This window comes from Ruegeria sp. ABV3_008 (assembly GCF_056161185.1).
This window is the reverse complement of record NZ_JBSWYP010000002.1, coordinates 360,671-384,457: the sequence shown is the minus strand read 5'-3', so window position 1 is coordinate 384,457 and position 23,787 is coordinate 360,671. Positions and strand designations below refer to the sequence as shown.

Sequence of the window (23,787 nt, the reverse complement as noted above, 5' to 3'; positions counted from 1 at the left end):
TATGCTATCCGCATTGCGAACATCCGTTTTCACCCTCGGGATGGCTGTTCTAGCCCTGCCCGCCCACGCGTTCGACACCTCGGCGCGCGCGGCATATGTAATGGACCAAACCACAGGTACCGTGCTTCTTTCCAAAGACGCTGATCAGCCGCTTCCGCCCGCATCCATGTCCAAGCTCATGACGCTTTATGTCGCGTTCGAAGCCCTACGTGATGGGCGTTTGACGCTGCAGGAGACATTGCCTGTCTCGGAGCATGCCATGAGCTATGGCGGCTCAACCATGTTCCTGAACACGCAGGACCGTGTGTCTGTCGAGGATCTGATACGGGGCATTATCGTACTGTCTGGCAATGACGCTTGCGTGGTGATCGCCGAGGCGCTTAGCCCCGATGGGACCGAGGCCGGATTTGCCCGCTATATGACCCAGCGCGCGCAACAGATGGGGATGAACAACTCAAACTTTGCCAACTCCAACGGCTGGCCTGCTGCCGGGCATATGATGTCCGTGCATGATCTCGCCGTCCTCGCAGATCAGCTGATCACGGATTTCCCAGAATATTACCCGCTGTTCGCTGAAGAAGAATTCGAGTTTGACGGGCGCGCGCCTTCGAACAAGCGCAACCGCAACCCGCTGCTACGGCTGAACATTGGGGCCGACGGCCTGAAAACCGGCCACACGCAAGAGGCCGGCTACGGCCTTGTCGGATCGGCTAAACAAGGCGATCGCCGGGTGATCTTCGTTCTCACTGGCCTAGAGAGTACCGCTCAGCGGGCAGAGGAGGCTGAGTCCGTGGTTAACTGGTCGTTTCGAAATTTTGTCGAGAGGACAGTTGCCACCGAAGAAGCGCCGATAGCCGAAGCCAAGCTGTGGATGGGTGAGAAAAAGACCGTGGGTCTGGTGCCCGACGGCGACCTGAATGTTTTGTTCCCCGTTCTGGGCACCCAGAATATCGAGGCCGAGGTTGTCTATGACGGCCCCGTCAACGCACCTGTTGCCAAGGGCCAGCAACTGGCCGAATTGGTGATCAAGCCCGAAGGTTTGCCCGAAATCCGCCGCCCTCTATTCGCGGCCGAGGATGTCCCGCTCGGCGGCTTCGTGGTGCGCATGATGACCGTCGGCGGGATTGTCCTCAAAGACGTTTTCAATAACCCGCTGGAGTCGATGTGACGCAACGCGGGTTATTCCTGACCTTTGAAGGCATAGACGGATCAGGCAAGTCAACTCAGGCCCGGATGCTGGCCGAGTCCCTCCGCAATGCGGGCCATCAGGTCGTTCTTACGCGTGAACCCGGCGGGTCGCCGGGGGCAGAAGAAATCCGCCGCCTGGTGCTGGAAGGCGACCCTGACCGATGGTCGGCGGAAACCGAGCTGTTGCTGTTCACCGCCGCCCGTCGCGATCATCTGGAACGAACAATCGAACCGGCCCTGGCTGCGGGTAAGGTGGTGATCTGCGATCGCTTTGCCGACAGCACAAGGATGTATCAGGGCCTGTCCCGTGGGAACCTGCGGGCGGTGGTCGATCAGCTCCATGACCTTATGATCGGGCGCGAGCCGGACATGACCCTGCTGATCGACATGGACCCGGACACTGGCCTGTCTCGTGCCAAAGGGCGACAGGGCACCGAGGAGCGGTTCGAAGATTTCGGCCCTGCCCTGCAAAAACAGATGCGCGCCGGGTTTCTAGCGCTGGCTGATGAGTTTTCCGACCGGTTTCGCGTCATCGATGGCAATCGCGACATGGACAGTGTCGCACAGGATGTGAGAGATATCGTCGAGGCAGCCTTGCGATAGACGATGAGCGACGACATCCCAACCCCAGATCAGGCGCCCGGAGCGCCGCATCCGCGTGAGACCGCGCGGCTGTTCGGGCAGGACACGGCCGAGCAAGCATTTCTAAGCGCCTACAACTCGGACCGGCTGCACCATGGCTGGCTTCTGACCGGCCCGCGTGGCGTCGGCAAGGCCACGCTGGCATGGCGGATCGCGCGGTTTCTGCTCGCCATCCCTCCGGCGGATGACGGAGGGTTGTTTGGCGCGCCTCCGCCCCCGCAAACGCTGGAGATCGACCCGGACCATCCGGTTTCGCATCGTATATCTGCTGGCGCAGAACCGGGGCTGGCGGCGATCACTCGGTCGTTGAATGATCAGGGGCGTCTCCGGAATGAAATCTTGGTAGATGACGTCCGCAAGCTGGGCAAGTTCTTCGGTCTGTCCTCGGCAGATGGCGGGCGACGCGTGGTCATTGTAGACGCGGCTGATGAGATGAATGTCAGTGCTGCGAATGCCCTTCTGAAAATGCTGGAGGAGCCACCGGCGCGCACCACGTTGCTGCTGATCTCGCACCAACCCTCTCGCCTGTTGCCCACCATCCGGTCTCGGTGCCGAACCTTGCGTCTCTCACCTCTGGGTCCTGAGGATATGCAGGCCGCTTTGGCGCAAACCGGGGCTGAGGTTCCCAGCCAGACCGATCACCTTGCCGCTCTGGCCTCTGGGTCGGTGGGCGATGCGGTCCGTCTCATCAATCTGGGCGGGCTTGAAATCTATGCCGAGTTGATCGCCATTCTGGGCACCTTGCCCCGAATGGACCGTCAGCGCGCCCTTAAGCTGGCCGAAGCCGCCGCCCAGCGCGGCGCGGCCGAACGTTTCGAGCTGTTGCTGACCCTGATCGACGTGGCACTATCTCGTCTGGCAATGACCGGCGCAACAGGCGCAGCCCCCTTACCGGAAGCCGCCCCCAACGAGGCGGAAACTCTGACCCGGCTTTCGGCCTCACCTCATCAGGCCCGCAACTGGGCCGAGGTGGCGGCAACGATCACCGCCCGAGCACGTCATGGTCAGGCGGTGAACCTTGACCCTGCCGCGTTGGTCCTAGATACGATGTTCAAGATACAAGAAACCTCCGGTCAGAGCAGATGAGCAACACCCCCCAGATCACCGATAGCCATTGCCATCTGGACTTCCCCGATTTCGAAGGGCAGCTGGACCAGATCATCGCCAACGCGGCCGAGGCCGGTGTGACCCGTATGGTCACCATCTGCACCCGCCTGCGCAACGAACCCGGCGTGCGCGCCATTGTCGAGGCCCACGCACCGATCTTCTATGCCGCCGGCACCCACCCTATGAGCGCCGCGGAAGAACCGATGGCGACGGTCGATGAACTGGTCGCACTGGCGCAGCACCCCAAGTTCGTGGGCATCGGCGAGACCGGGTTGGACTATCACTACACCGCCGACAGCGCCGAGGTACAAAAGCAATCGCTGCGCATTCATATCGAGGCGGCCCAGCGCACCGGCCTACCTCTGATCATTCACGCCCGCGCAGCCGATGACGACATGGCGCGCATTCTGGCCGAGGAATACCGCAACGCGCCCTATTCCTGCGTGATGCACTGTTTCTCATCCTCGGCAGAGCTGGCAAAAGCTGCCCTTGACCTAGGGTTCTACCTGTCGATGTCCGGGATCGCTGCATTCCCCAAAAGTCAGGAGCTGCGCGATATCTTCGCAATCGCTCCGGTAGATCGCATTCTGGTCGAAACCGACGCCCCCTATCTTGCGCCGCCCCCGTACCGGGGCAAACGCAATGAACCCGCCTATACCGCTCACACTGCCCGCAAAGGGGCCGAGGTATTCGGCATGGACTACGCAGATTTCGCCGCCCAGACACAGGTAAACTTTGACCGCCTGTTCTCAAAAGCGGCACAGTATAAGGCCGCCGCATGACAAAGCTGCGCTGCACCATTCTGGGTTGCGGGTCCTCGGGCGGCGTGCCGCGCCTTGGTGGCCATTGGGGCGATTGCGACCCTCAGAATCCAAGAAATATCCGCCGCCGCTGCTCGATGCTGGTCGAAAGAGACGGGCCAGAGGGCACGACCTCGGTCCTGATCGACACCTCGCCAGATATGCGCAGCCAGCTTCTGGATACCGGAACCGGGCGGCTCGACGGGGTGGTGTATACTCATTCTCACGCCGATCATGTGCACGGCCTTGATGATCTGAGAATGATCGTCTTCAACATGAAGACCCGTGTGCCGGTCTGGGCGGATGGCGACACCCAGAATGCCCTGCTCGGACGGTTCGGATATGCGTTCATCCAGCCCGAGGGCTCTCCGTACCCACCGATTCTGGAGCTGAAATCTATTGACGGCCCTTTCGAGATCGACGGTCCCGGAGGTCCGATCCCCCTGCGCCCGTTCCGCGTGAACCATGGGTCAATCGACTCGCTGGGGTTTCGGATGGGCAAGCTAGCCTATCTGCCCGATGTCGCCGAAATCTATGACGATGCCTGGGTTGAGATGGAAGGGCTGGATTGTCTGGTCATCGACGCCCTGCGCCGCGCGCCGCACCCTACCCATGCGCATCTGGAAAAAACGCTAGGGTGGATTGAGAAACTTCAGCCCAAACGCGCCGTTCTGACCAATATGCATATCGACCTGGACTATGCGACGGTCGAGGCAGAAACCGCCAACCATATCACCCCCGCCTATGACGGGATGGTGATCCAGCAAGCGCTGTAAGGCCCTGGCTATCGTGGCACACATATCGCCAAAGCCGGGGGCGATATGCTTCAAAGCCTGATTGACGTTATCCTACCGGTCTTTCTGGTGATTGGAGCAGGCTATGCGGCGACACGATCAGGCTATTTCAAAGAGGCGCATGTCGACGGGTTGATGCGCTTCACGCAGGGCTTTGCCATTCCCTGCCTTCTGTTTCTGGCTATCGCCCATCTGGATCTGAGCGCCAGTTTCGACCCTCGGCTTCTGGCCAGTTTCTATTCCGCAGCCGCCCTTTGTTTTACTGCGGGGTTGTTCGGGGCACGGCTGATCTTTGGTCGAGATTGGGAAGACTGCGTCGCCATCGGCTTTTGCTGCCTGTTTTCGAACTCAGTCCTTCTTGGCCTGCCCATTACAGAACGCGCCTATGGCCCCGAAAGCCTGACGGGCAACTACGCAATCATCGCCTTCCACTCGCCCTTCTGTTACGGAGTCGGGATCACGGTGATGGAGATCGTGCGCAATCGCGGCCATGGCGGCACAAAAATGGTGCGCTCGGTTCTGTCTGCGATGTTCAAGAACGCCCTGATCCTAGGCATAGCGTTGGGCTTTGTCATCAATCTGTCCGGGTTGGTCATTCCGCAAGTGGTGGATGAGGCGCTGGAACTGGTAACTCGCGCCGCACTACCCGGTGCCTTGTTCGCGCTGGGCGGCGTGCTTGTGAAATACAAACCCGAAGGGGATCTGCGCACGATCGCCTATGTTTGCGGGATTTCTCTGATGTTGCACCCAAGCCTCGTGTGGCTGTTCGGAACATCCACAGGGCTGCCGCAGGACCTGTTCCGCTCCGGAGTGCTGAACGCAGCGATGGCCCCAGGTTTCAACGCCTATATTTTCGCCAACATGTACGGGCGCGCCAAACGGGTCGCGGCCTCGTCGGTGCTGATCGGAACCGCCGCTTCAATCCTGACCGTCTGGCTTTGGCTGACAGTTTTGGGCTAACACGCGCCTTGACATAGAGAACCGGCGACACACTTACCGCTCAGGAACAGGAGCCCGGAATGCCGCACGCCATCATCGTTGCCCATGGTCAGCCCTCAGATCCGGAACCAGCTGAGGCATCGCTGGCCACGTTCGCCGCTGAGGTGAACGCCCTCGCGGCCAAAGTGTCGGTCCATTCTGCAACGCTGGCAAATCCCGGCGCACTTGAAGAGGTGATGGACAGCCTGCCCCACGACACGGTGATTTACCCGCTGTTCATGGCGAAAGGCTGGTTTGTGACCAGCGCCTTGCCCAAACGCATCGGGGATCGCAACTTGCAAATTCTGGACCCGTTGGGCACCGATCCCTTGCTTCCCGATCTTGTCAACGAAGCGCTGAAATCAGCCTTGAAGGAAAACGGCTGGAGCACGGCTGCTTCCGATCTGATCATCGCCGCGCACGGCTCAGGCCGCAGTAGAAACCCCTCGGCCGTTGCAAAAGATTTTGCCGAGCAGCTGTCGCATAGAATGACATTCCGCTCGATCCGCGTCGGATTTGTCGAGGAACCTCCGTCAATTTCCGATGCAGCCAATGGGACGTCAGAGCAATCACTCTGCTTGCCCTTCTTCGCCTGTCGCGGAGGTCACGTGCTGGAAGACGTCCCGGAAGAGCTGGACAAGGCGCATTTCCGAGGCACCGTTCTGCCTGTGATCGGCGAATTGCCCCCGATACAGCGCCAAATCGCCGACACTCTGCAAGCGGCGTTTTCCACGGCCTGACCTCAGGATTGCGCCTTGAGCAATGTGGAATAGAGCCGGTGGCAGGATCTCCCCTCTCGCTTTGCCTGATACAGCGCGAGGTCGGACGCCTGCAAAACATCTTCCGCCCTTGGATTGTCAAAATGCGTGGACAAGGCCGTGCCGATACTTGCGGAGATACGGCAATCCTTATCCTGAAAACGCATCGGTTGGTTCAGTCTTTCGATCAACCGGTCTGCGATAGTTGAAAGCAGGTCGGTTTTGGACAGGCCCTGGAAGATGATGACAAACTCGTCCCCACCGATTCGCGCTACCGTGTCGTCGTCTCGGGTTTCTTCGATCATGATCCGGGCGGCCTGCTGCAAGACGAAATCCCCTGCCGCATGTCCCAGACGATCATTCACGGATTTAAAGTAGTCCAGATCAATATGCATCACCGCAAATGGCGCGTTCGACGCGGTCATCTGCCCTAGAAGGCTGTCCATCGCGCGCCGGTTTTTCACCCCGGTCAGGGTATCGGTATAGGCCTGCTCCTCTGCCACGAGCATTGCGCCCTGCAGCCTGAGGTTCAGCGACCGAGACGCATCCATCGCGGCCGATTTCGCCTCAACCAGATAGAGCAGTTCGATCGCCAGATCAGTACCGGAAAAATCGCCGCTGGTCAGGGCATAGTCGCGCACCGCGTCGAGGATCGAGATACCGAAGGACAGATTGATAACCGCCCCTTCCCTGCCCGGCAGCGGTGCGACCAGCCCCTTAAGGGCCGTGCGCGGCTCATCATGAAATCTGAGGTGTAGATTCGCCCCGGCCACCGCCATCAGCGCCGACATCGTTGTCACCGTGCGGGGACGAACCAATTCGAAAAAATCTAAAAAAAATTGCCCTTCCATAACGCAGTTCGGGCGCAGCTTCTGCAATGTCGGACCGACGCGGAGGATGCGACCATCCTGGTCAACCAGCAGAAACATTGGACACAGGGTTTTCAGTAGCACTATCAGATCATCCATCCGCGTCATGCGTCCCGCGCCCCCAAATCGAATTGCCGCCCCTCGGCAAACGAGCTTTCGACAAGCAGGATCGAGATCACCTCGGTTTCGCCCTGTTGACCTTCATGCGACAACATCACCAAAGCTCCGTAATCATCTGCCATCGCACGCAAAACACCGACCATTGCGCTGGCATATCCGGGCAGCCCAGACCCGCAGATGAGCCGGAATTCAATCTGCGAAAGCTCTTGCAATTCGAGAACTGGAAGAGACAGGTCGGACACAGCCAGCCGCACCCGATCCGCTAGATCATCAAGAGAATGGAGAAATTCGACATATGTCACACCGCCAAACCGCAAAAGGCGACGCAGTGCTTCGGTATTGGGATGCGAGACCAGATAGGTTCCCACGTCTTCCAGAATCTCGGGTCGCGGCCGGGCGAGCTCCGTACTCAGCGCATCCAGCAGAGAGGCCGTGATCGCGTCATCGTAGGTCAACATGGCCTCAAACTCGGAAAACCCCAATCCGGCCGAATCTGTTACGCGCTGCCAACACGGCCGCCCGTTGGTTGCGCATACAAACGACTGTATCGCCCGATTGATCAGACCATGCATCAGATGCCTCAGATTGGTTGCACCCGTACTGTGGCCTGACAACCCTTAACAAATAGCCAAGAACCGCTGCTGATCAGCGGAAAGACCTCTTAGTATCATAGCGATATCAAAAATCCGTCGGTGCCCCGCCTTCGGCTTTGCGGCGGGTGACGAATTCGGCCAGCTCCTCGCGAATACCCTCGTCCAGAGCGGGGGCCTCGAAGCTTCCGATGATCTCTTTGAACATGTGATGCGCGCGTTCTGCAGTCCAGATACCGCCCGCGATCTCCCATCCTTCGTAGTTCTTCCAATCGCTCAGAAACGGTTGGTAGAAGGCGGTCGTGTAGCGGTCCTGAGTGTGCTGAATGCCAAAGAAATGTCCGTCATTCCCAACCGCACGGATCGCGTCCAAAGCGATCTCATCCGGGCCGGTCGCGGTGAGATCAGGATTCATATACCTCTGAATTTGCTGAAGGATTTCGCAATCCATGATGAACTTTTCAGGGCTTGCAATCAGCCCGCCCTCAAGCCATCCCGCCGCGTGATAGACCATATTGGTTCCCGACTGCACCGACGCCCAGAGCGAGTTTGACGTCTCCCAAACCGACTGCCCATCCGGCACATTCGCCGCACAGACGCCCGACGATCGCATCGGCAGACCATAGAAGCGCGCCATCTGGCCCGTCATCTGAGTGGCCCGCATATACTCGGGCGTCCCAAAAGCCGGGGCCCCGGATTTCATATCCACGTTCGAGGTAAAGGTTCCAATCACGCAGGGAATCCCCGGACGCACATATTGGAAAAGAGCGATAGCACAGAGCGCCTCAGCCAGAGATTGCGCCACCGCGCCAGCGATGGTGACAGGGGCCATCGCTCCTGCCAAGGTAAATGGCGTGACAACAATCGCCTGACCGCGCCGCGCCAGACGCAGGCAGCCATCAATCATCGGGTGGTCGTGCTTCAGCGGTGAGGTCGAGTTGATGTTGGTGTACATCCGTGGTGTGGCTTCGAACTCTTCATGGCTCAACCCGCCCGCGATACGGACCATCTCCATCACATCCTCGACCCGCTCTTTACCCAGCGAGTAGGCGTGCATCGCCTTATCCGTCAGGGTCAGCTTGTCATAGAGCACATCCAGATGGCGGATGCTGGCGTGAATATCGACCGGTTCGACCGGGTAGCCACCGGCAAAATGGATGCAGTTAAAATACTGAGTCAATTTCAGCAGATTGCGGCACATCTCACGGTTGCCGGGCACCTTGGTTCCGATTTCCATATCCCAGTAGTTCGGAGGCGAGGAGACGTTGCCAAACAGGATATTCCGTCCGCCGATCTCGATCGTCCGGTCGGGATTGCGCGGCGTGATCGTGAAACGGCTGGGGGCTTTTGCCACCATCTCCATCACGAAATCACGGTCCATCCGTACGTTGTCACCGTCTATCTTACAGCCTGCCTCACGCAAGATGCCGATCGCTTCTTCGTTATAGAACTCGACCCCGATCTCTTCGAGAATTCGCATGGCACCGCCGTGGATTGCCTCGATCCCGTCCTGATCCAGAGGCTCGGTTGGCGCATCGATATTGACTGGAGGGTTCCACGGCATCTGATCAATGGCCGCACTGCCTCTGCGCTCAGCAGCGCCCGCGCGCCCTCCGCTACGACGTCTGCGCGATTTGGTTCCGGCCATGTTCGCCTCCCTGCCAGTTGCCTGCTCTCAAGCAAGCCCGGGAAAGCGGGAACAGGCCGTTCCATCTGCGACAGATTTTGTCGCTTACAAGCTTTGAACCGCCGGAAACGGGTTTTGCGGATCTAGTTATCCGCCAGCCAAGCCGGGATATGACCGATGTCGGGCAAGACCACATCCGCCATCGGCGCAAGAACGTCGGCTTTGGCGAGGCCGGTGAGGACTCCGATCGTGGTCATCCCTGCCGCCCGCCCGGCCTGCAAGTCGTGCAGGCTGTCGCCGACCATGGCGATGCGTTCCGGCTGCACCCCGATATGTGCGGCGAATGCCAGCAATTGGCCGGGGCCGGGTTTGAACCCATGACCACTGTCATAACCGGCGATGAAGTCGAAATGGTCTTTGACACCAACCGATTCGAGATGCCGAAGCGCCGGGTGCTCGCTGTCATTTGTGGCGACCCCCAGCTTGAGGCCGGCCTGTTTCAACGTGTCCAGAAACGGCCCCAGCGGCACTGCCTGAGCTTGCGGCGCGGCTGCGGCCTCGGCATTCATCAACTCGATCAGGGCGTCGCGCGGCGTGCCATCGACATGCGGCAACAAGGCTTCGGCGATTTCCTCAACGGTCCCCGCAATCACGACGCTGTCAGGAGAATAGGTCTCACTCTCAAGGTCGAAGCCGATGACCCGTCCCAGTTCGGCTGCGCGGGCCGCGTCATTCTCGGCCAAACGCAACAACATGGTCCGTCCGAACGTGCCCCAAGTGTTGGCGAAGTCAAACAGCGTGCCGTCCTTGTCGAACACGATCGCATCTATTGGCATGAAAAGCTCCTGCAGAGTCAGGTCCAGTGAACGTCGGAACCACCCGACAACACCGCTTGCGCCTGAGCGGGTTGGTCATACGGCACCGCCGCCGCGTCACAAAATGCCATGATCCACGAATCGTCAAGCATCAGGAAATCCAGAACCGAGGCCATAAACTCGGGTTCACCTGCCCTGTCGCGCAGATCATTTGCCGCGGCACCGGTCGAGCCCAGAAAAATGGGCAAAAGCTCCTCATTCCCGACCAGCCATCCGAGGGCATTCAGGGCAAGAGTTTGGGCGGAATCTTCGGAAATCGACATAAACTGGCCTCAACCCCCTGTCTTGGAAAGGGTTTGTTAACCAGACTCATAAACACTTTGTTCACGCATGCAATCAATGGTGAGCAACTATGTCCGTGCAGGGAACGATCCTTGTTTTAGATGGGGTATCTACAAACCGCATCATGCTGAAGGTTCAGCTGACAGCGGCGTGGTACCACGTGGTACAAGGTGAGAAATTGGAAGGTCTCGCCACGCTCTTGCGGCGTGTGCGGCCTGATCTGGTGCTGACCGCGCAAACGCTACCCGACGGCACAGCGGCGGATGTCAAAAGCCTGATTGCGAAGAACCCAGCCTTGGGCGACGTGCCCGTTGTGGCGCTGACCGCCCAGAATGACAAACAGGCGAGGCTGCGGGCCTTGGCGAAAGGTTTGGATGATGTTCTGACCCACCCGTTCAAAGATACCCTGCTGCTGGCCCGTATCCGTAGCCTGTTGCGCGCGCGCGCCGACACACAGGACCTGCAATTGCGCGAGGACCCTCAGTCTCTGGGTCTGGCCGAGCCGGATACGCCGCTCATTACGGCCCCCAAACGGGCCCGCGTTGCGGTTCTGGCGCAAACGCCACGCAACGGCGCACTTTGGCAAAAGGCCCTTTCCGGAAAGTCTCGCTATACCCTGACCTCGCACCACCAATCGGATCTTCAGGCCTTGCTCTCTGGCCCGGTCCCGGATGCAATCGTGGTCGAGCTGGACGCAGACCGATCCGCGCTGAACATCCTGGCCGACCTCAGATCGCGCGGCGCCACACGCCATACGGTTCTAATCGGCGTGCTGAGTGACAACAACGCCACCCGCGCGTCCGAGGCGTTGGACCGAGGGGCAGATGCCGTTTGTCTCGGCGGGTTCTGCGCAGATGAGATCGTCTTGCGGCTGGACAATCAGATTGCCCGCAAAAGCCGGATGGACCGGATGCGGGATTCGCTGAAGAAAGGGATCGCCGAGTCGTGGATCGACCCTCTGACCGGGTTGCAGAACCGCCGCTATGCCATGCGCGCCATCCAGCAGATCGCACAGCAATCTGCGCAGACCCGGCGGGGTTTTGCCCTGATGCTGGCCGATCTGGATCATTTCAAGGCGATCAATGACGAATACGGTCACGCCAGTGGCGATTGCGTGCTGACTCAAGCGGCGGCGCGGATGCAACAGGTCGTCGGTAAGGCCGGATTCGTCGCGCGGATCGGCGGAGAGGAATTCATGATCGCCGTTCCCAACATCACACGCGCCAAGGCGCTGACGATGGCAAGCACCCTGTGCGAGGCCATCTGCGCAGTACCTTTCCGCCTGCCCGATCAGCGCAAACCGATTTCCGTAACCATAAGTGTGGGTCTGAAAATGTCTGCTCCGGCCTACCTTTCACAAAACGAGGCCGAACCTGTCGAGCAGTTGATCAAATCCGCAGACAAAGCGCTCTACGCGGCCAAACAGGCCGGACGCAACCAAGTGCAGATCAGGCAAAACGCTGCCTGATCGCCTCAGTGCTCTTTCTTGTGACCACGCGGGCCGCGTTTTACGACTTCTTCCAGACGGGTCGCATAGGTCTGGCGTTCTTCGTCGCTCATCTGCGTGACCAGAACCAACCATTTTTCTTGCAGCGCGGCCTGCAAGTCCGCGGTCGCCTGCGCCTGCTGCTGCAGCAATAGCGTGACAGTTTCCGGATCAAAGGGAACGGCCCGCAACGCCTCAGTCACGACCATGAAGTCCTGCGATCGCCCCTTGGCCCCTTTGCCGTGCAGACCTGACAGCTCTCCCCTCAAGGATTTGCGGTCCTCTTTCGGCAAAGCACGGTACAATGCGGGCCCAAAACCCGGCGGTGCCTTGGCGTGATCGCTATTCTTCAGCCGCAATACGCTGCCGACCGCCACCCCTATGATCAACAGGTTAATCGCCAGGGAGAGGGTCAGTAAGATCGGCATCCAACGGCGTTTCGGTTTTGGATCAGTATTCATTCCGTACTCTCCAGAAAACTGGTGTCAAATCCAAGGTCGGCCGCCAGAAAACTGCCATCCGTTGCGCCGAACAGGCCGACCGTGTCCGGCAGAACGGCAGGGGCAAAAAACCCAATGAAAATCCCGGTGACGCTGGCGGCAGCCAGACCGCTAAAGCCCTGCCATCCACCGATATTGTCCAGAAGGCGTAACCACAGAGACCGTTCAGGGCGCGCGTGATTCGCCAACCGCCCCAGCCGAGTGGTCTCAGCGTCAGTCTGGATACGCACGGCAAGATCATCCGGCAGACCGGGTCGGTCCTTGCGCGCTTTAGCAAACAGGTTTTCCAGTTCCATGTCGTCATCAGCCATCGTCATAACCCAGTTCTTCCCGCCGTCCGGCCAATATGGCCGACAAAGCCCGCTTTCCACGCGCGGTCAAGCTCTCGACCGCTTCTACCGATAGGCCCATGACCCCAGCAATCTCGGGGTTGGACAGTTCCTCAATATGCCTCAACACGACGGCTTGTCGCTGTCGGTCGGGCAATTGCATGAGCGCAACCTGCAACGCGTCATGGCGCGCCGCATCCTGCATTTTCTCAACTACGCTGGCCGCGTTGTCGTGCGGCTCAGCCTCTTCGGGCAACTGCTCGGGTGTCTTTTTGCGTTTGCGGTCCAGACACAGGTTCAGCGTCACCCGATAGAGCCAGGTTGACACTTTGGCCGTGCCCGGCACCCATTTGGGGGCCATCTGCCACAGCCTCATCATGGCATCCTGAGTCACATCCTCGGCCTCTGCCCGGTTGCCCAGCATGCGCAGAGAGACCGAGTAGCAACGCGGGCCCAGCCGGTCCGTCAGGATCCGTGCGGCCCCGGCATCGCCATCGGCAAACATCCTCAGCAACGCGTCGTCACCAAGGTCGTCCGCGGCGCCCCCCGCACCGCGAACGTCTTGAGGGTGGGAGGTCAGATCCTCCATCCTGCATCAGCTATCGTCAGCGTCCGATTTCTGGCGCTTCTTGTGATGCTTGCCCATCCTGTCTTTTGCATCGGCAAATTCCTGTTCCGATATACCGCCGCTGCTATCAGCGTCGATCCGATCAAACATCTTGTCAGCCCGGCGCGGTTTGGGCAACTCATCGGTGCTGAGGACACCATCGCCATTCGCGTCATGTTTCTCGAACATCTTGGTCACGCGATCATTGGCCTTCTGCTGGGCCGCAGCCTGCATCTCCTCGACGCTCAACTGTCCATCGCCGTTAGTATCAGCCTTTGTGAAGCGCTGTGCGCGATGAGCCTGCATCTCTTCTTTCGTGATCTGACCATCCGCATTGGCGTCCAGTTCCTGAAACGAGACAGGCTCACGATCCTTTGGGCCTGCTGCCAGGGCCGACGTACCTGTGATCGCCACTGCCGACAGAACGATGGCCGGGATGAATTTCGAGTTCTTCATATCGGTTTCCCCATATTGGCGCGACCTGATTGCCGCTGCTCATATCCATTCAAACGCGGCACCAGCGGGTTTCCGTCGAAAAAAGTTTAGCGAAGGATCAGCAGGTCACGAACGCTTGCCCTACCCAAGCGATGCAAAGCGACGCACCCCCCTTTTCTATTGCGGCAAACAGGCCCATTATCCGCCAAAGATAGATGCGCGAGTTACATTATCATGGATCAAACGATCACCCCCGCAGTGGAAGAAGAGCGCGAAACATGGCCAGCTTTGGTCAAAGGCTTTCGTTGCAGATGCCCGAAATGTGGCGAAGGCAAGCTGTTGCACAGCTACCTGAAGGTCAACGACAGCTGCGCAAATTGCGGGCAAGAGCTGTTTCACCACCGCGCAGATGACGGCCCCGCCTATCTGACGATTCTGTTGGTCGGGCACCTGCTGGCCCCTGCTCTGCACGTCTCATACGTACATTGGCGACCGGATCCGTGGACCATGGCCATCGGGTTTTCCGTCGGCTGCATAGCGCTGTCGCTGTTCCTGCTGCCTCGCCTGAAGGGGGCTGTCGTGGCTTATCAATGGGCGCGGCGCATGCATGGGTTCGAGAAAGCCGCGTGACCGCATCAGGCACCAGCATGAGCGTTGACAAAACCGCCATCCGCAACGCCGCCACCGTCATCGTTCTGCGGGACCGTTTTACCGCACCTTCGATCCTAATGGGGCAACGCGGGGCCAAAGCGGCGTTCATGCCAAACAAATTCGTGTTTCCAGGCGGCGCGGTCGACCCCGAGGATGCGAGCATCCCACTGGCCTCCCCGCTGCCTCAACTATGCTATGATCGCTTGGCCGAGCAGGCCGAGGCTGACCTGCAGCAGGCGCTTGCAGTCGCAGCGATTCGAGAGTTGTGGGAGGAAACCGGGATGGTCCTTGGCCAACCCGGTGAATGGGACGGCGATGCCCCGTCGGATTGGGTCAGCTTTGCGGCTTTGGGCTTCAAACCCTCGGCCGACGCGCTGCAATTCGTATTCCGCGCGGTTACCCCTCCTGGTCGGCCCAGACGGTTTGATGCGCGGTTCTTTCTGGTCGATGCACAGGCAATTCACGGCGATCTGGACGATTTCAGCCGCGCCTCGGATGAGTTGTCGCACCTGCAATGGGTAAAACTGGACGAGGTCCGCAACTTCGACCTGCCCTTCATCACCGAGGTCGTGCTGGCCGAGATCACGGCTAGGGTCACCGACCCAACACCGCCATCTTCTGTCCCGTTCTTTCTAAACAATGATGAGGCCAGCCTGTTCCAAAGGCTCAGGGGGTACCCCATGCCCGAGGTTGACTGACCCCAACCTTATTTCATGCGGCTGATCACAACCGTGACTTCGGGCTTTTTACCGATCTCTGCCTTAGCCGTCTGACGCACGATCCGACGCATGGCTTCTTCCAGCTTGTCATCGTCGCGCAGGGTTTTGGCCTCAGCCCGCATCAGGAACTGGTTCAGGTCTTCCTCAAGCACCTCAACAAGCGCCGCGCGAGAGGTTCCGATCTCCGGCAGGCCCATCGTATCGCACCATGGCTCACCCAGAGGCTCGTCCTCTTCATCCAGAATGACGGTCACAGTCACGTGGCCGTTCAGCGCCATGCGGATACGGTCGCGCACAACCCCGTCCAACGCTCCGACCTTGACCGTGCCATCCAGATAGGTCCGCCCGGTTTCGACATAGTCGACAACTTTGGGCGCATTGCCGGTCAGGTCCAGCATGGTGCCGTTAACGGCCAGAACACCCGTGCGTCCGCCGGCCTCGGCCAGTTTGGCATGTTCACGCAGGTGGCGATGTTCGCCGTGCATCGGGATCACCATCTGCGGATCGATCAACCCATGCACTTTCTCAAGATCAGGCCGGTTGGCATGGCCCGATACATGATAAAGGCCCGAGCTGTCATCCACCACATCCACGCCCTTTTCGCTGAGCTGGTTAATGATGAAAATCACACCACGCTCATTGCCGGGAATGGTTTTCGAAGAAAACAGGAACAGGTCGCCCTCTTTCAACTCGATGCCACGATATTTGCCACGAGCCAACTGCGCGCTAGCGGCGCGGCGTTCGCCCTGGCTGCCGGTCACGATCAGCATCAGGTTCTGGCGCGGAAGCTCCACAGCCTCTTCGGCGCTGATCACTTTGGGGAAATCCGACAGGATGCCGGTTTCCGTTGCGGCCTCGATCATCCGGCGCATGGCCCGGCCCAAAAGCACGACCGAGCGCCCGGCCCTTTGGCCAGCTTCGGCCAGGGTCTTCACCCGAGCGACGTTCGAGGCGAATGTGGTCGCCACAACCATACCTTCAGCGCTTTCAACCAGCTTTGTAATCTCGGGTCCGACCTCGGACTCTGAGCGTCCGGGGTGGCTTGAGAACACATTGGTGCTGTCACAGACCAAGGCTTTGACGCCGGGTTTTGCGACCTCGGCCCAGAGATCGGGATCAAACGGTTCGCCCACCACCGGGTTTGTGTCCAGTTTGAAGTCCCCCGAATGCACGATCCGCCCTTCGGGCGTGTCGATCACCAGCGCGGCGCTTTCGGGGATCGAGTGCGATACTGGCAGAAAGCCAACGGTGAAGGGCCCGGCTGAGACCTGCTCAGGCCAAGCTGAGGCAGTGCGCACAGCATCTTCCGGGTGGCCATGTTCGTCCATCTTCCGACGGGCAATATTGGCGGTGAAGGCGCGCGCATAGATCGGTGCACCTAGCGCCTCGTAGCAATGCGCCACGGCGCCCACGTGGTCTTCGTGCGCGTGGGTGACAAAAACCGCCTCTAGCCGGTCGGCGCGTTCCTGTAGCCATGAAATATCGGCATGGATGAGGTCCACCCCCGGCGTCGTGTCCATATCAGGGAAGGTCACACCCAGATCGACGAGGATCAGACGTTCCTTGCCCGGCGCGCCGTATCCATATACATAGGCATTCATGCCGATTTCACCGGCCCCGCCCAATGGCAGGTAGATCAGTCTTTCGCTGCTCATGTTGAGCCATTTTCCTTGTTATAGCGATGGATCACGGTCAGCCCGTGCATCGTCAGATCATCTTCGATTGCGTCGAACCCCACGTCGGCCTGATCGAACAAGGGTGCGAGCCCTCCGGTTCCAACGACTTTCATCGGCATTCCGTATTCGGTCTTGATGCGGGCGATCAGCCCCTCGATCAGACCGGAATAGCCCCAATACACGCCCGATTGGATACAGCCAACCGTATTCGTACCAATCACCTTTTCCGGGCGGGTAATGTCGATATGTGGCAGGGCGGCGGCCCCTTGGTGCAGGGCCTCAAGGCTCAGGTTTACGCCCGGCGCGATGACGCCTCCGACATAGGCCCCATCAGAGGCGACGACGTCAAAGTTGGTCGCGGTTCCGAAATCGACAACCACAACGTCTCCGCCATGACGGTCAAAGGCCCCCACTGCATTGGCGAGGCGATCAGGCCCCGGCACCGTGCCTTCGTCAATGCGTGGGGCGACAGGCAAAAGGCAATCCGGTTTACCCACAACTAGCGGACGGCAACCAAAGAACCGATCCGCAAAGATGCGCAGGTTGAAAACCACGCGCGGTACGGTTGAAGCGATGATCACGTCCGTAATGTCAGCCTCGATCCCGTAGTGTTTCACCAGCGTGGAATACCAGGTGAAATAGGCATCCGCCGTGCGCGAGTGATGGGTCGAGGTGCGCAGGGTACACAGAAATGTCTCGCCGTCCCAGATCGAGAAAACGGTATTGGTATTGCCGCAGTCGATGGCCAGAAGCATCTGAGCCCCCTTCAGAAAAACACGTCCGCCGCAGGAATGCTCACACGGCCTTTGGCGGTGTTTAGGACAAGGTTGCCCCCCGCGTCCACCGTTTCGAAGGTACCAACCGTTTCCGACGTAGCGGTACGGGCGGTAATGACCTCACCCAACCGCGCTGCGCGGGCCAACCATGCGGTGCGGATCGGTTCAAAACCGTAAGTGACGAACTGGGTTTCATACCCGGCATAGGCAACGGCGAGTTCGGTCAGAAAATCCTCGGGCGTGACATTCGCGCCTGTTTCCGACAGCAAGGAGACCGGACGAACGGCACCCGGCTCAACGGCATCCGCCCCGGGCGCTTCGGTCAGATTGACACCGATCCCAATCGACAGATGAGACACTCCGCGCCCCTGCCCTGTGCTCTCCAGAAGAATACCCGCAAGCTTGCCGCCGTTCAGCAACACATCATTGGGCCATTTCAAAGACAAACCTGAGGCTCTGCCCGTCACGGCCACACAGGCATCGAACAAGGCCAAAGCCGCTACGAAGCTGCGCAGAGCCGCACTCTCCGGATCACCTTGAGGGCGCATCAGAAGGGTCGAGGCCAAATTGCCCTTGGGATTGGCCCAAGCCCGCCCTCGCCTGCCGCGCGCTGCTGTCTGATGATGCGCCATGATCCACACGGGGCCTTGCGCCGTGGGTGCAAGACGCGCGGCTTCGTTCAGCGTGCTGTCCACCTCTTGCAAGATGTTCAAGCCGTACCCGCCGGGCCAGCTACTCATGTCAGCAAGGCCCGCTTGCGCGGTTGCGCAGCTGCATTGTGTTGGCGGCTTTCATCAGTTGACAAGCGTGGCTGCGGCAGCTGCTGCTGCACCTTCGACACCAAACTGGTAGAACACGCCGATCAACATCAAAGCCGCCGATCCCATCAAGGCCACCCACAATACAGGGTTTGAGCGCGTTTCGATGGGTTCTTCGTTTTCGGCACCGAAATACATGTAGAAGACGATCCGCAGGTAGTAGAACGCACCGATGACCGAGGCGATGGCCGACACGATCACCAACCCGGTTAAACCGGCGCTGACACCCGCCTGCCAAACGCCGAACTTGGCAAAGAACCCGAGCATGGGCGGCACACCCGCCAGGCTGAACATCAGGATCAGAACGGCCAGAGCCTTGCCCGGATCGCGCTTGGAATACTGGCGCAAAGCGTCGATGTCGGTAACGGGTTTGCCGTCCCGCTCCATCATCAGGATGAAGGCGAAGGTGCCGATATTCATTGTCACGTAGATCGCCAGATACATCAGCATGGCTTTCACGCCCAGCTCGGTTCCCGCAGCCAGACCGATCAGCGCGTAGCCCATATGGGCAATCGAGGAAAACGCCATCAGACGTTTGATGTCACGCTGGCCAATGGCGGCAACCGCGCCGAGCAGCATGGACAGAACCGACAGCAACACGATCACCTGCTGCCAATCCTTAACGATGCCTCCAAACGCATCGTGCAGAAGCCGTGCAAACAAGGCCATTGCAGCCACTTTCGGAGCGGTCGCAAAGAAGGCTGTGATCGGGGTTGGAGATCCTTCGTACACATCCGGGGTCCACATGTGGAAGGGCACGGCCGAAACCTTGAAGGCCAGACCCGAGATCAGGAAGATCAGACCAAAGAGCAGACCGATTGAGACGTCACCGGCCTGAACGGTGGCGATGATGCCCGAGAACAGCGTGGTGCCGGTAAACCCGTAAACCAACGACGCGCCATAGAGCAGCAGGCCCGAGCTAAGCGCACCCAGAACAAAATACTTCAGACCCGCTTCTGTGGATTTCGCACTGTCCCGACGCAGCGCCGCCACGACATAGAGCGACAAGGATTGAAGCTCCAACCCCATATAAAGCGACATCAGATCGCCCGCACTGACCATCATCATCATCCCGACTGCAGCCAATGCGACCAGCACAGGGTATTCAAACCGCAGCAGGTTGCGGCGGGCCATGTAGTCCTGGCTCATGACCAGAACGGCAGCAGCGGAAAGCAGAATGGCAACCTTGGAAAACCGCGCAAAGCCGTCATCCACGAACATGCCATTGAAAGCTACGTTGGTCCCGTCACCATTGCTTGAGATCCAAATCGCCAGAAGCGCCATCAGACCTGCCGTGGACCAGACCAACGCCGGGGCCAGCTCGTCCTTCTTCGTGTAAACGGCCCCGATCAGAGCAGCCATCGCATATACAGCCAGAACGATCTCTGGCAGGATTATCGTCAGATCAGCTTGGATCATGTCTCCAAAGCTCCCTTAATGCGAAGCGGCCGTCTGGGTCGCAGCCTCAGCCGCGGCCAGAGCCGTGTCATAGTTCGAAATCAGCGCAGCCGTCGAGTTGCCGATCACATCGGTCACCAGCGACGGATAGACGCCCAGCAGGATGGTCATCACGATGAGCGGCGCAAAGATCAGCCGCTCACGCGAACTCATGTCGGTCATCGCCTTGAGGCTTTCCTTGATCAGATCGCCGAACACGACCCGACGGTAGAGCCAAAGCGCGTACCCGGCCGAGAAGATCACTCCGGTCGCGGCCACGGCCGTTACCCAGGTGTTGACCTGGAACGCGCCCATCAAGGTGAGGAATTCACCGATGAACCCTGAGGTGCCCGGCAAGCCGACATTGGCCATGGTGAACAGCATGAAGACAAGCGCATAGGCGGGCATCCGAATGACCAGACCTCCGTACGCGTCGATATCACGGGTGTGCATCCGGTCGTAGATTACGCCGACGCACAGGAACAAAGCCGCCGAGATGAACCCGTGGCTGAGCATCTGGAAAATCGCGCCATCAATGCCCTGCTGGTTCGCCGCGAAAATCCCCATAGTCACAAAGCCCATATGCGCGACCGAGGAGTATGCGATCAGCTTCTTCATATCCTCCTGCACCAGCGCCACGAGCGAGGTGTAGACAACAGCGATGGCTGACATCCACAGCACCAGATCGGTCATCACCGCCGAGCCAACCGGGAACATCGGCAGGCTGAAGCGTAGGAAACCATAGCCGCCCATTTTCAACAGGATCGCCGCCAGCACGACCGAACCCGCCGTCGGGGCCTGCACGTGCGCGTCCGGCAACCAGGTATGCACCGGCCACATCGGCATTTTCACCGCGAAGGATGCAAAGAATGCCAGGAACATTAGCGTCTGCATCCCGCCGACGACGTAGATGCCCAACACGCTAAAGCTTTCGGACGAGAACTGATGGGTCATCAGCGCCTCGATATCCGTAGTGCCAGCATCCGCGTACATCGCAACCATCGCCACCAACATCAGCACCGAGCCGAGGAAGGTGTAGAGGAAGAACTTAAAGCTCGCGTAGATGCGATCCTTGCCGCCCCAGATGCCGATGATCAGGAACATCGGGATCAGGCCTGCCTCGAAGAACAGGTAGAACAGCACCAAATCCAGCGCCATGAACACGCCCAGCATCAGCGTTTCCAGCAGTAGGAAGGCGATCATGTATTCCTTGACCCGTTCGGTCACGTTCCAGCTGGCCAGAATGGTCAGGGGCATGATGAAGGTAGTCAACAACACGAACAGCACGCTGATGCCATCCACGCCCATCTTGTACTTCAGACCCATCAACCACTCGCCCTCTTCCACCATCTGGAAGCCAGTGTTCGAAGGATCAAAGCCCGTGTAGATGCCAATCGACACAAGGAAGGTCACAGTAGTTGCAAGCAGAGCCACCCATTTGGCATTCCGCTGCGCCGCCGCATCATTTCCATGCAGGAACAGCGCCAAGATGCCCGCAGCAATGGCCGGGATGAAGGTCACGATCGAGAGGATATTGTCCATTACTGTGCCCCTCCGCCGATCGACATCCAGGTCACAAGGGCCGCTATTCCGAGCACCATCCAGAAAGCGTAGGTAAAGATGTACCCGGTCTGCGCCTTGCCTGCGAGGCGGGTGAAGAAGGGAACAACGCCCATTGCTACTCCGTTCAGGAAGCCATCAATTGTGTTGCCATCGCCCCGCTTCCACAGAAGGCGGCCAAGGGCCAGAGTGGGTTTGACAAAGATCGCGTCATAAATCTCGTCAAAGTACCATTTGTTCAGCAGGAACAGGTAAAGCGGACGCTGGTTTGCAGCCAGACGCGCGGGCAGCGACGTGTTCACGATGTAGAACCAGTAGGCCACGACAAACCCAAGCAGCATCGCCACGAAAGGCGAGACCTTAACCCATTTCGGGACGGCATGGGCGTCATCCAGCACGGTATTGTCCGGTGCGATATACAAAGCGCCCTCACCCGGTTCGCCCGCGAAGACGTAGTGATGATCTCCGTGGGCGTCTTTCTTGCCATTTGTCTCATCCGCATGGTCATCCCCGTGCGCCTCATCCGAGTGGGCATCGGCATGATCGTCACCGTGATGCTCTTCGGCGGTACCATCGGCGACATGCTCGGCATGGGTCGCATCGTCATGACCTTCACCATGCGCCGAGGCCTCGGCCACCGGGATCCCGTAGAACTTCCCGACCTTGTCCGTGTGACCGAAGAAGTTGCTGTACCAGATCATCCCTGCAAAAACCGCGCCCAGTGACAAAACACCCAGAGGGATCAGCATCACCTTCGGGCTTTCATGGGCGTGATCATGCGTATGCTTGTCACCGCGCGGTGTGCCGTAGAAGGTCAGGAAAATCAGACGCCAGCTGTAGAACGAGGTGAACACAGCCGCGATCACCAGCATCCAGAAGGCATAGCCCGTGCCGCCCGCAAAGGTGCTTTCAATGATCGCATCCTTTGACAGGAACCCGGCAAAGCCGAAGGTGGTCAGCGGGATACCGACACCCGTGATGGCCAGCGTTCCGATCATCATTGCCCAGAACGTATAGGGGATCTTATTCCTCAGCCCGCCATATTCGGTCATTTCCTGCTCGTGATGCATCGCATGGATCACCGAACCAGCCCCGAGGAACAAAAGCGCCTTGAAGAAAGCGTGCGTCAGCAGGTGGAACATCGCCGCCGAATACATGCCAACGCCCGCGGCCACGAACATGTAGCCCAGCTGCGAACAGGTTGAATAGGCGATGACGCGCTTGATGTCGGTCTGAACCAATCCCACGGTCGCCGCAAAAAACGCGGTAGAGGCCCCAAGGAAGGTGATGAACCCGGTCGCCCCAGGCGCGAACTCCATCAGCGGCGACATGCGGCAGACAAGGAACACACCCGCCGTCACCATTGTCGCGGCATGGATCAGGGCCGACACAGGGGTCGGGCCTTCCATCGCGTCCGGCAACCATGTGTGCAGGATCAACTGCGCCGATTTACCCATCGCGCCGATGAACAGAAGGACACAGATCACCTCAACCGCGTTCCACTCACCCCAAAGGAAGCTGAGTTGCATTTCCGACAGGTCAGAGGCCGAGGCAAAGATATCCGAGAAGTTGATACTGTCAGTCAGCAGGAAGATCGCGAATATTCCCAGCGCGAAGCCGAAATCGCCAACCCGGTTTACGATAAACGCTTTCATGGCCGCCGCATTGGCGCTGGATTTGCGATAATAGAACCCGATCAACCAGTAGGACGCGACGCCCACGCCTTCCCAGCCGAAGAACATCTGTACCAGATTGTCGGCTGTCACTAGCATCAGCATCGCGAAGGTAAAGAAGGAGAGATAGGCGAAAAAGCGCGGCTTATAGCTTTCACCCTCGCGCCATTGCGGGTCGTGATCCATGTAGCCGAAGGAATATAGGTGCACGAGCGCCGAGACGGTTGTCACCACGATCAGCATGATCGCGGTCAGTCGGTCCAGTCGAATAGCCCAGCTGGTTGAAAGCGAGCCGCTCTCGATCCAGCGAAGGATCTCGATCTGTTGGGTCTGACCATCGAAAGCCAGGAACACGATCCACGACAGCAGACAGGCCAGAAACAACAGGCCCGTCGCGGTCCACATGGCGGCTTTCTCACCGATGAACCGCCAGCCGAACCCGCAGATCAGAGCGCCCACGAGCGGGGCAAAGAGGATGGTGGTTTCCATA

The 23,787-nt window shown here is 59.2% G+C and carries 25 protein-coding genes; 10 read left to right on the top strand and 15 right to left on the bottom strand.

Features of this window, described 5'->3' with window-relative positions; all coding sequences use genetic code 11:
- Nucleotide 1: 1 nt before the first annotated feature.
- The 7 genes from ACXAH8_RS06055 to ACXAH8_RS06025 are packed head-to-tail and all read left to right on the top strand — an operon-like array spanning nt 2 to nt 6,249.
- On the top strand, nt 2-1,168 hold the full coding sequence (locus ACXAH8_RS06055) for a D-alanyl-D-alanine carboxypeptidase family protein (RefSeq protein WP_475216845.1): 1,167 nt from the start codon (nt 2-4) through the stop codon (nt 1,166-1,168).
- On the top strand, nt 1,165-1,791 hold the full coding sequence (gene tmk / locus ACXAH8_RS06050; RefSeq protein WP_170483617.1) for a dTMP kinase: 627 nt from the start codon (nt 1,165-1,167) through the stop codon (nt 1,789-1,791). Before ACXAH8_RS06055 ends, tmk begins: the two co-directional genes overlap by 4 nt.
- Before the next feature lie 3 nt (nt 1,792-1,794).
- The gene (locus ACXAH8_RS06045; RefSeq protein ID WP_475216844.1) at nt 1,795-2,916 is read left to right on the top strand and encodes a DNA polymerase III subunit delta'; all 1,122 of its coding nucleotides are present in this window, start codon (nt 1,795-1,797) and stop codon (nt 2,914-2,916) included.
- A complete protein-coding gene (locus ACXAH8_RS06040) occupies nt 2,913-3,719 on the top strand; it encodes a TatD family hydrolase (protein ID WP_475216842.1) in 807 nt (268 codons plus the stop codon). Before ACXAH8_RS06045 ends, ACXAH8_RS06040 begins: the two co-directional genes overlap by 4 nt.
- On the top strand, nt 3,716-4,513 hold the full coding sequence (locus tag ACXAH8_RS06035; protein WP_475216840.1) for an MBL fold metallo-hydrolase: 798 nt from the start codon (nt 3,716-3,718) through the stop codon (nt 4,511-4,513). The genes ACXAH8_RS06040 and ACXAH8_RS06035 overlap by 4 nt, the downstream gene beginning before the upstream one ends.
- A 45-nt stretch (nt 4,514-4,558) precedes the next feature.
- On the top strand, nt 4,559-5,491 hold the full coding sequence (locus tag ACXAH8_RS06030; RefSeq protein WP_475216838.1) for an AEC family transporter: 933 nt from the start codon (nt 4,559-4,561) through the stop codon (nt 5,489-5,491).
- A gap of 59 nt (nt 5,492-5,550) precedes the next feature.
- Nucleotides 5,551-6,249, top strand: coding sequence for a CbiX/SirB N-terminal domain-containing protein (locus ACXAH8_RS06025; RefSeq protein WP_475216836.1), 699 nt, complete (start codon nt 5,551-5,553; stop codon nt 6,247-6,249).
- 2 nt (nt 6,250-6,251) lie between these two features.
- Here the strand turns inward: ACXAH8_RS06025 and ACXAH8_RS06020 are convergent, their stop codons facing one another.
- From ACXAH8_RS06020 to ACXAH8_RS06000, 5 genes are all read right to left on the bottom strand, one after another.
- On the bottom strand, nt 6,252-7,196 hold the full coding sequence (locus ACXAH8_RS06020; RefSeq protein ID WP_475216834.1) for a diguanylate cyclase domain-containing protein: 945 nt from the start codon (nt 7,194-7,196) through the stop codon (nt 6,252-6,254).
- A gap of 44 nt (nt 7,197-7,240) precedes the next feature.
- A complete protein-coding gene (locus ACXAH8_RS06015; RefSeq protein ID WP_475216832.1) occupies nt 7,241-7,828 on the bottom strand; it encodes a heme NO-binding domain-containing protein in 588 nt (195 codons plus the stop codon).
- A gap of 106 nt (nt 7,829-7,934) precedes the next feature.
- Complete coding sequence (locus ACXAH8_RS06010) at nt 7,935-9,494, bottom strand: trimethylamine methyltransferase family protein (RefSeq protein ID WP_475216830.1); 1,560 nt, start codon at nt 9,492-9,494, stop codon at nt 7,935-7,937.
- Nucleotides 9,495-9,616: 122 nt separating this feature from the next.
- A complete protein-coding gene (locus ACXAH8_RS06005; RefSeq protein WP_475216828.1) occupies nt 9,617-10,309 on the bottom strand; it encodes an HAD family hydrolase in 693 nt (230 codons plus the stop codon).
- A 17-nt stretch (nt 10,310-10,326) separates the two neighbouring features.
- Nucleotides 10,327-10,611, bottom strand: coding sequence for a DUF3572 domain-containing protein (locus ACXAH8_RS06000; RefSeq protein WP_475216826.1), 285 nt, complete (start codon nt 10,609-10,611; stop codon nt 10,327-10,329).
- Between the two features lie 89 nt (nt 10,612-10,700).
- Here ACXAH8_RS06000 and ACXAH8_RS05995 point away from each other — a divergent pair, with 89 nt between their 5' ends.
- On the top strand, nt 10,701-12,098 hold the full coding sequence (locus ACXAH8_RS05995) for a diguanylate cyclase (protein WP_475216824.1): 1,398 nt from the start codon (nt 10,701-10,703) through the stop codon (nt 12,096-12,098).
- A 5-nt stretch (nt 12,099-12,103) separates the two neighbouring features.
- Here the strand turns inward: ACXAH8_RS05995 and ACXAH8_RS05990 are convergent, their stop codons facing one another.
- Genes ACXAH8_RS05990 through ACXAH8_RS05975 form a run of 4 tightly spaced genes read right to left on the bottom strand, consistent with a single transcriptional unit; the run spans nt 12,104 to nt 14,008 of the window.
- Nucleotides 12,104-12,577, bottom strand: a complete 474-nt coding sequence (locus ACXAH8_RS05990) for a periplasmic heavy metal sensor (RefSeq protein ID WP_475216822.1) — start codon at nt 12,575-12,577, stop codon at nt 12,104-12,106.
- A complete protein-coding gene (locus tag ACXAH8_RS05985) occupies nt 12,574-12,927 on the bottom strand; it encodes a hypothetical protein (protein WP_475216820.1) in 354 nt (117 codons plus the stop codon). The genes ACXAH8_RS05990 and ACXAH8_RS05985 overlap by 4 nt, the downstream gene beginning before the upstream one ends.
- Complete coding sequence (locus tag ACXAH8_RS05980) at nt 12,920-13,534, bottom strand: RNA polymerase sigma factor (RefSeq protein WP_475216818.1); 615 nt, start codon at nt 13,532-13,534, stop codon at nt 12,920-12,922. Before ACXAH8_RS05980 ends, ACXAH8_RS05985 begins: the two co-directional genes overlap by 8 nt.
- Nucleotides 13,535-13,540: 6 nt before the next feature.
- Nucleotides 13,541-14,008, bottom strand: coding sequence for an EF-hand domain-containing protein (locus ACXAH8_RS05975; protein WP_475216816.1), 468 nt, complete (start codon nt 14,006-14,008; stop codon nt 13,541-13,543).
- Between the two features lie 213 nt (nt 14,009-14,221).
- Here ACXAH8_RS05975 and ACXAH8_RS05970 point away from each other — a divergent pair, with 213 nt between their 5' ends.
- The gene (locus tag ACXAH8_RS05970) at nt 14,222-14,617 is read left to right on the top strand and encodes a DUF983 domain-containing protein (RefSeq protein ID WP_475216815.1); all 396 of its coding nucleotides are present in this window, start codon (nt 14,222-14,224) and stop codon (nt 14,615-14,617) included.
- A 17-nt stretch (nt 14,618-14,634) separates the two neighbouring features.
- On the top strand, nt 14,635-15,336 hold the full coding sequence (locus tag ACXAH8_RS05965; RefSeq protein ID WP_475216814.1) for an NUDIX hydrolase: 702 nt from the start codon (nt 14,635-14,637) through the stop codon (nt 15,334-15,336).
- 8 nt (nt 15,337-15,344) lie between these two features.
- Here the strand turns inward: ACXAH8_RS05965 and ACXAH8_RS05960 are convergent, their stop codons facing one another.
- Genes ACXAH8_RS05960 through nuoL form a run of 6 tightly spaced genes read right to left on the bottom strand, consistent with a single transcriptional unit; the run spans nt 15,345 to nt 23,786 of the window.
- Complete coding sequence (locus ACXAH8_RS05960) at nt 15,345-17,012, bottom strand: ribonuclease J (protein WP_475216812.1); 1,668 nt, start codon at nt 17,010-17,012, stop codon at nt 15,345-15,347.
- Nucleotides 17,009-17,788, bottom strand: a complete 780-nt coding sequence (locus tag ACXAH8_RS05955) for a type III pantothenate kinase (RefSeq protein ID WP_475216811.1) — start codon at nt 17,786-17,788, stop codon at nt 17,009-17,011. The genes ACXAH8_RS05960 and ACXAH8_RS05955 overlap by 4 nt, the downstream gene beginning before the upstream one ends.
- Nucleotides 17,789-17,799: 11 nt before the next feature.
- A complete protein-coding gene (locus ACXAH8_RS05950; RefSeq protein WP_475216810.1) occupies nt 17,800-18,549 on the bottom strand; it encodes a biotin--[acetyl-CoA-carboxylase] ligase in 750 nt (249 codons plus the stop codon).
- 54 nt (nt 18,550-18,603) lie between these two features.
- Entirely contained in the window at nt 18,604-20,046 is a 1,443-nt protein-coding gene (nuoN, locus tag ACXAH8_RS05945; RefSeq protein ID WP_170637064.1) for an NADH-quinone oxidoreductase subunit NuoN, read from the bottom strand.
- Between the two features lie 15 nt (nt 20,047-20,061).
- A complete protein-coding gene (locus ACXAH8_RS05940) occupies nt 20,062-21,606 on the bottom strand; it encodes an NADH-quinone oxidoreductase subunit M (protein ID WP_170375153.1) in 1,545 nt (514 codons plus the stop codon).
- Nucleotides 21,606-23,786, bottom strand: a complete 2,181-nt coding sequence (gene nuoL / locus ACXAH8_RS05935; RefSeq protein WP_475216809.1) for an NADH-quinone oxidoreductase subunit L — start codon at nt 23,784-23,786, stop codon at nt 21,606-21,608. The genes ACXAH8_RS05940 and nuoL overlap by 1 nt, the downstream gene beginning before the upstream one ends.
- Nucleotide 23,787 lies beyond the last annotated feature (1 nt).

Excerpts from the sequence above, each read along its gene's own strand:
- ACXAH8_RS05990 (WP_475216822.1), bottom strand. The coding sequence starts at position 12,577 with ATGAATACTGATCCAAAACCGAAACGCCGTTGGATGCCGATCTTACTG.
- ACXAH8_RS06040 (WP_475216842.1), top strand. The coding sequence starts at position 2,913 with ATGAGCAACACCCCCCAGATCACCGATAGCCATTGCCATCTGGACTTC.
- nuoN (WP_170637064.1), bottom strand. The coding sequence starts at position 20,046 with ATGATCCAAGCTGATCTGACGATAATCCTGCCAGAGATCGTTCTGGCT.
- ACXAH8_RS05955 (WP_475216811.1), bottom strand. The coding sequence starts at position 17,788 with ATGCTTCTGGCCATCGACTGCGGCAATACCAATACCGTTTTCTCGATC.
- ACXAH8_RS06010 (WP_475216830.1), bottom strand. The coding sequence starts at position 9,494 with ATGGCCGGAACCAAATCGCGCAGACGTCGTAGCGGAGGGCGCGCGGGC.
- ACXAH8_RS06025 (WP_475216836.1), top strand. The coding sequence starts at position 5,551 with ATGCCGCACGCCATCATCGTTGCCCATGGTCAGCCCTCAGATCCGGAA.
- ACXAH8_RS06030 (WP_475216838.1), top strand. The coding sequence starts at position 4,559 with ATGCTTCAAAGCCTGATTGACGTTATCCTACCGGTCTTTCTGGTGATT.
- ACXAH8_RS06015 (WP_475216832.1), bottom strand. The coding sequence starts at position 7,828 with ATGCATGGTCTGATCAATCGGGCGATACAGTCGTTTGTATGCGCAACC.
- ACXAH8_RS06055 (WP_475216845.1), top strand. The coding sequence starts at position 2 with ATGCTATCCGCATTGCGAACATCCGTTTTCACCCTCGGGATGGCTGTT.
- ACXAH8_RS05960 (WP_475216812.1), bottom strand. The coding sequence starts at position 17,012 with ATGAGCAGCGAAAGACTGATCTACCTGCCATTGGGCGGGGCCGGTGAA.
- nuoL (WP_475216809.1), bottom strand. The coding sequence starts at position 23,786 with ATGGAAACCACCATCCTCTTTGCCCCGCTCGTGGGCGCTCTGATCTGC.
- ACXAH8_RS05940 (WP_170375153.1), bottom strand. The coding sequence starts at position 21,606 with ATGGACAATATCCTCTCGATCGTGACCTTCATCCCGGCCATTGCTGCG.
- ACXAH8_RS06020 (WP_475216834.1), bottom strand. The coding sequence starts at position 7,196 with ATGTTTCTGCTGGTTGACCAGGATGGTCGCATCCTCCGCGTCGGTCCG.
- ACXAH8_RS05995 (WP_475216824.1), top strand. The coding sequence starts at position 10,701 with ATGTCCGTGCAGGGAACGATCCTTGTTTTAGATGGGGTATCTACAAAC.
- ACXAH8_RS05980 (WP_475216818.1), bottom strand. The coding sequence starts at position 13,534 with ATGGAGGATCTGACCTCCCACCCTCAAGACGTTCGCGGTGCGGGGGGC.
- ACXAH8_RS06005 (WP_475216828.1), bottom strand. The coding sequence starts at position 10,309 with ATGCCAATAGATGCGATCGTGTTCGACAAGGACGGCACGCTGTTTGAC.
- ACXAH8_RS06000 (WP_475216826.1), bottom strand. The coding sequence starts at position 10,611 with ATGTCGATTTCCGAAGATTCCGCCCAAACTCTTGCCCTGAATGCCCTC.
- ACXAH8_RS05965 (WP_475216814.1), top strand. The coding sequence starts at position 14,635 with ATGAGCGTTGACAAAACCGCCATCCGCAACGCCGCCACCGTCATCGTT.
- ACXAH8_RS06035 (WP_475216840.1), top strand. The coding sequence starts at position 3,716 with ATGACAAAGCTGCGCTGCACCATTCTGGGTTGCGGGTCCTCGGGCGGC.
- ACXAH8_RS06045 (WP_475216844.1), top strand. The coding sequence starts at position 1,795 with ATGAGCGACGACATCCCAACCCCAGATCAGGCGCCCGGAGCGCCGCAT.
- ACXAH8_RS05975 (WP_475216816.1), bottom strand. The coding sequence starts at position 14,008 with ATGAAGAACTCGAAATTCATCCCGGCCATCGTTCTGTCGGCAGTGGCG.
- ACXAH8_RS05950 (WP_475216810.1), bottom strand. The coding sequence starts at position 18,549 with ATGAGTAGCTGGCCCGGCGGGTACGGCTTGAACATCTTGCAAGAGGTG.
- ACXAH8_RS05970 (WP_475216815.1), top strand. The coding sequence starts at position 14,222 with ATGGATCAAACGATCACCCCCGCAGTGGAAGAAGAGCGCGAAACATGG.
- ACXAH8_RS05985 (WP_475216820.1), bottom strand. The coding sequence starts at position 12,927 with ATGGCTGATGACGACATGGAACTGGAAAACCTGTTTGCTAAAGCGCGC.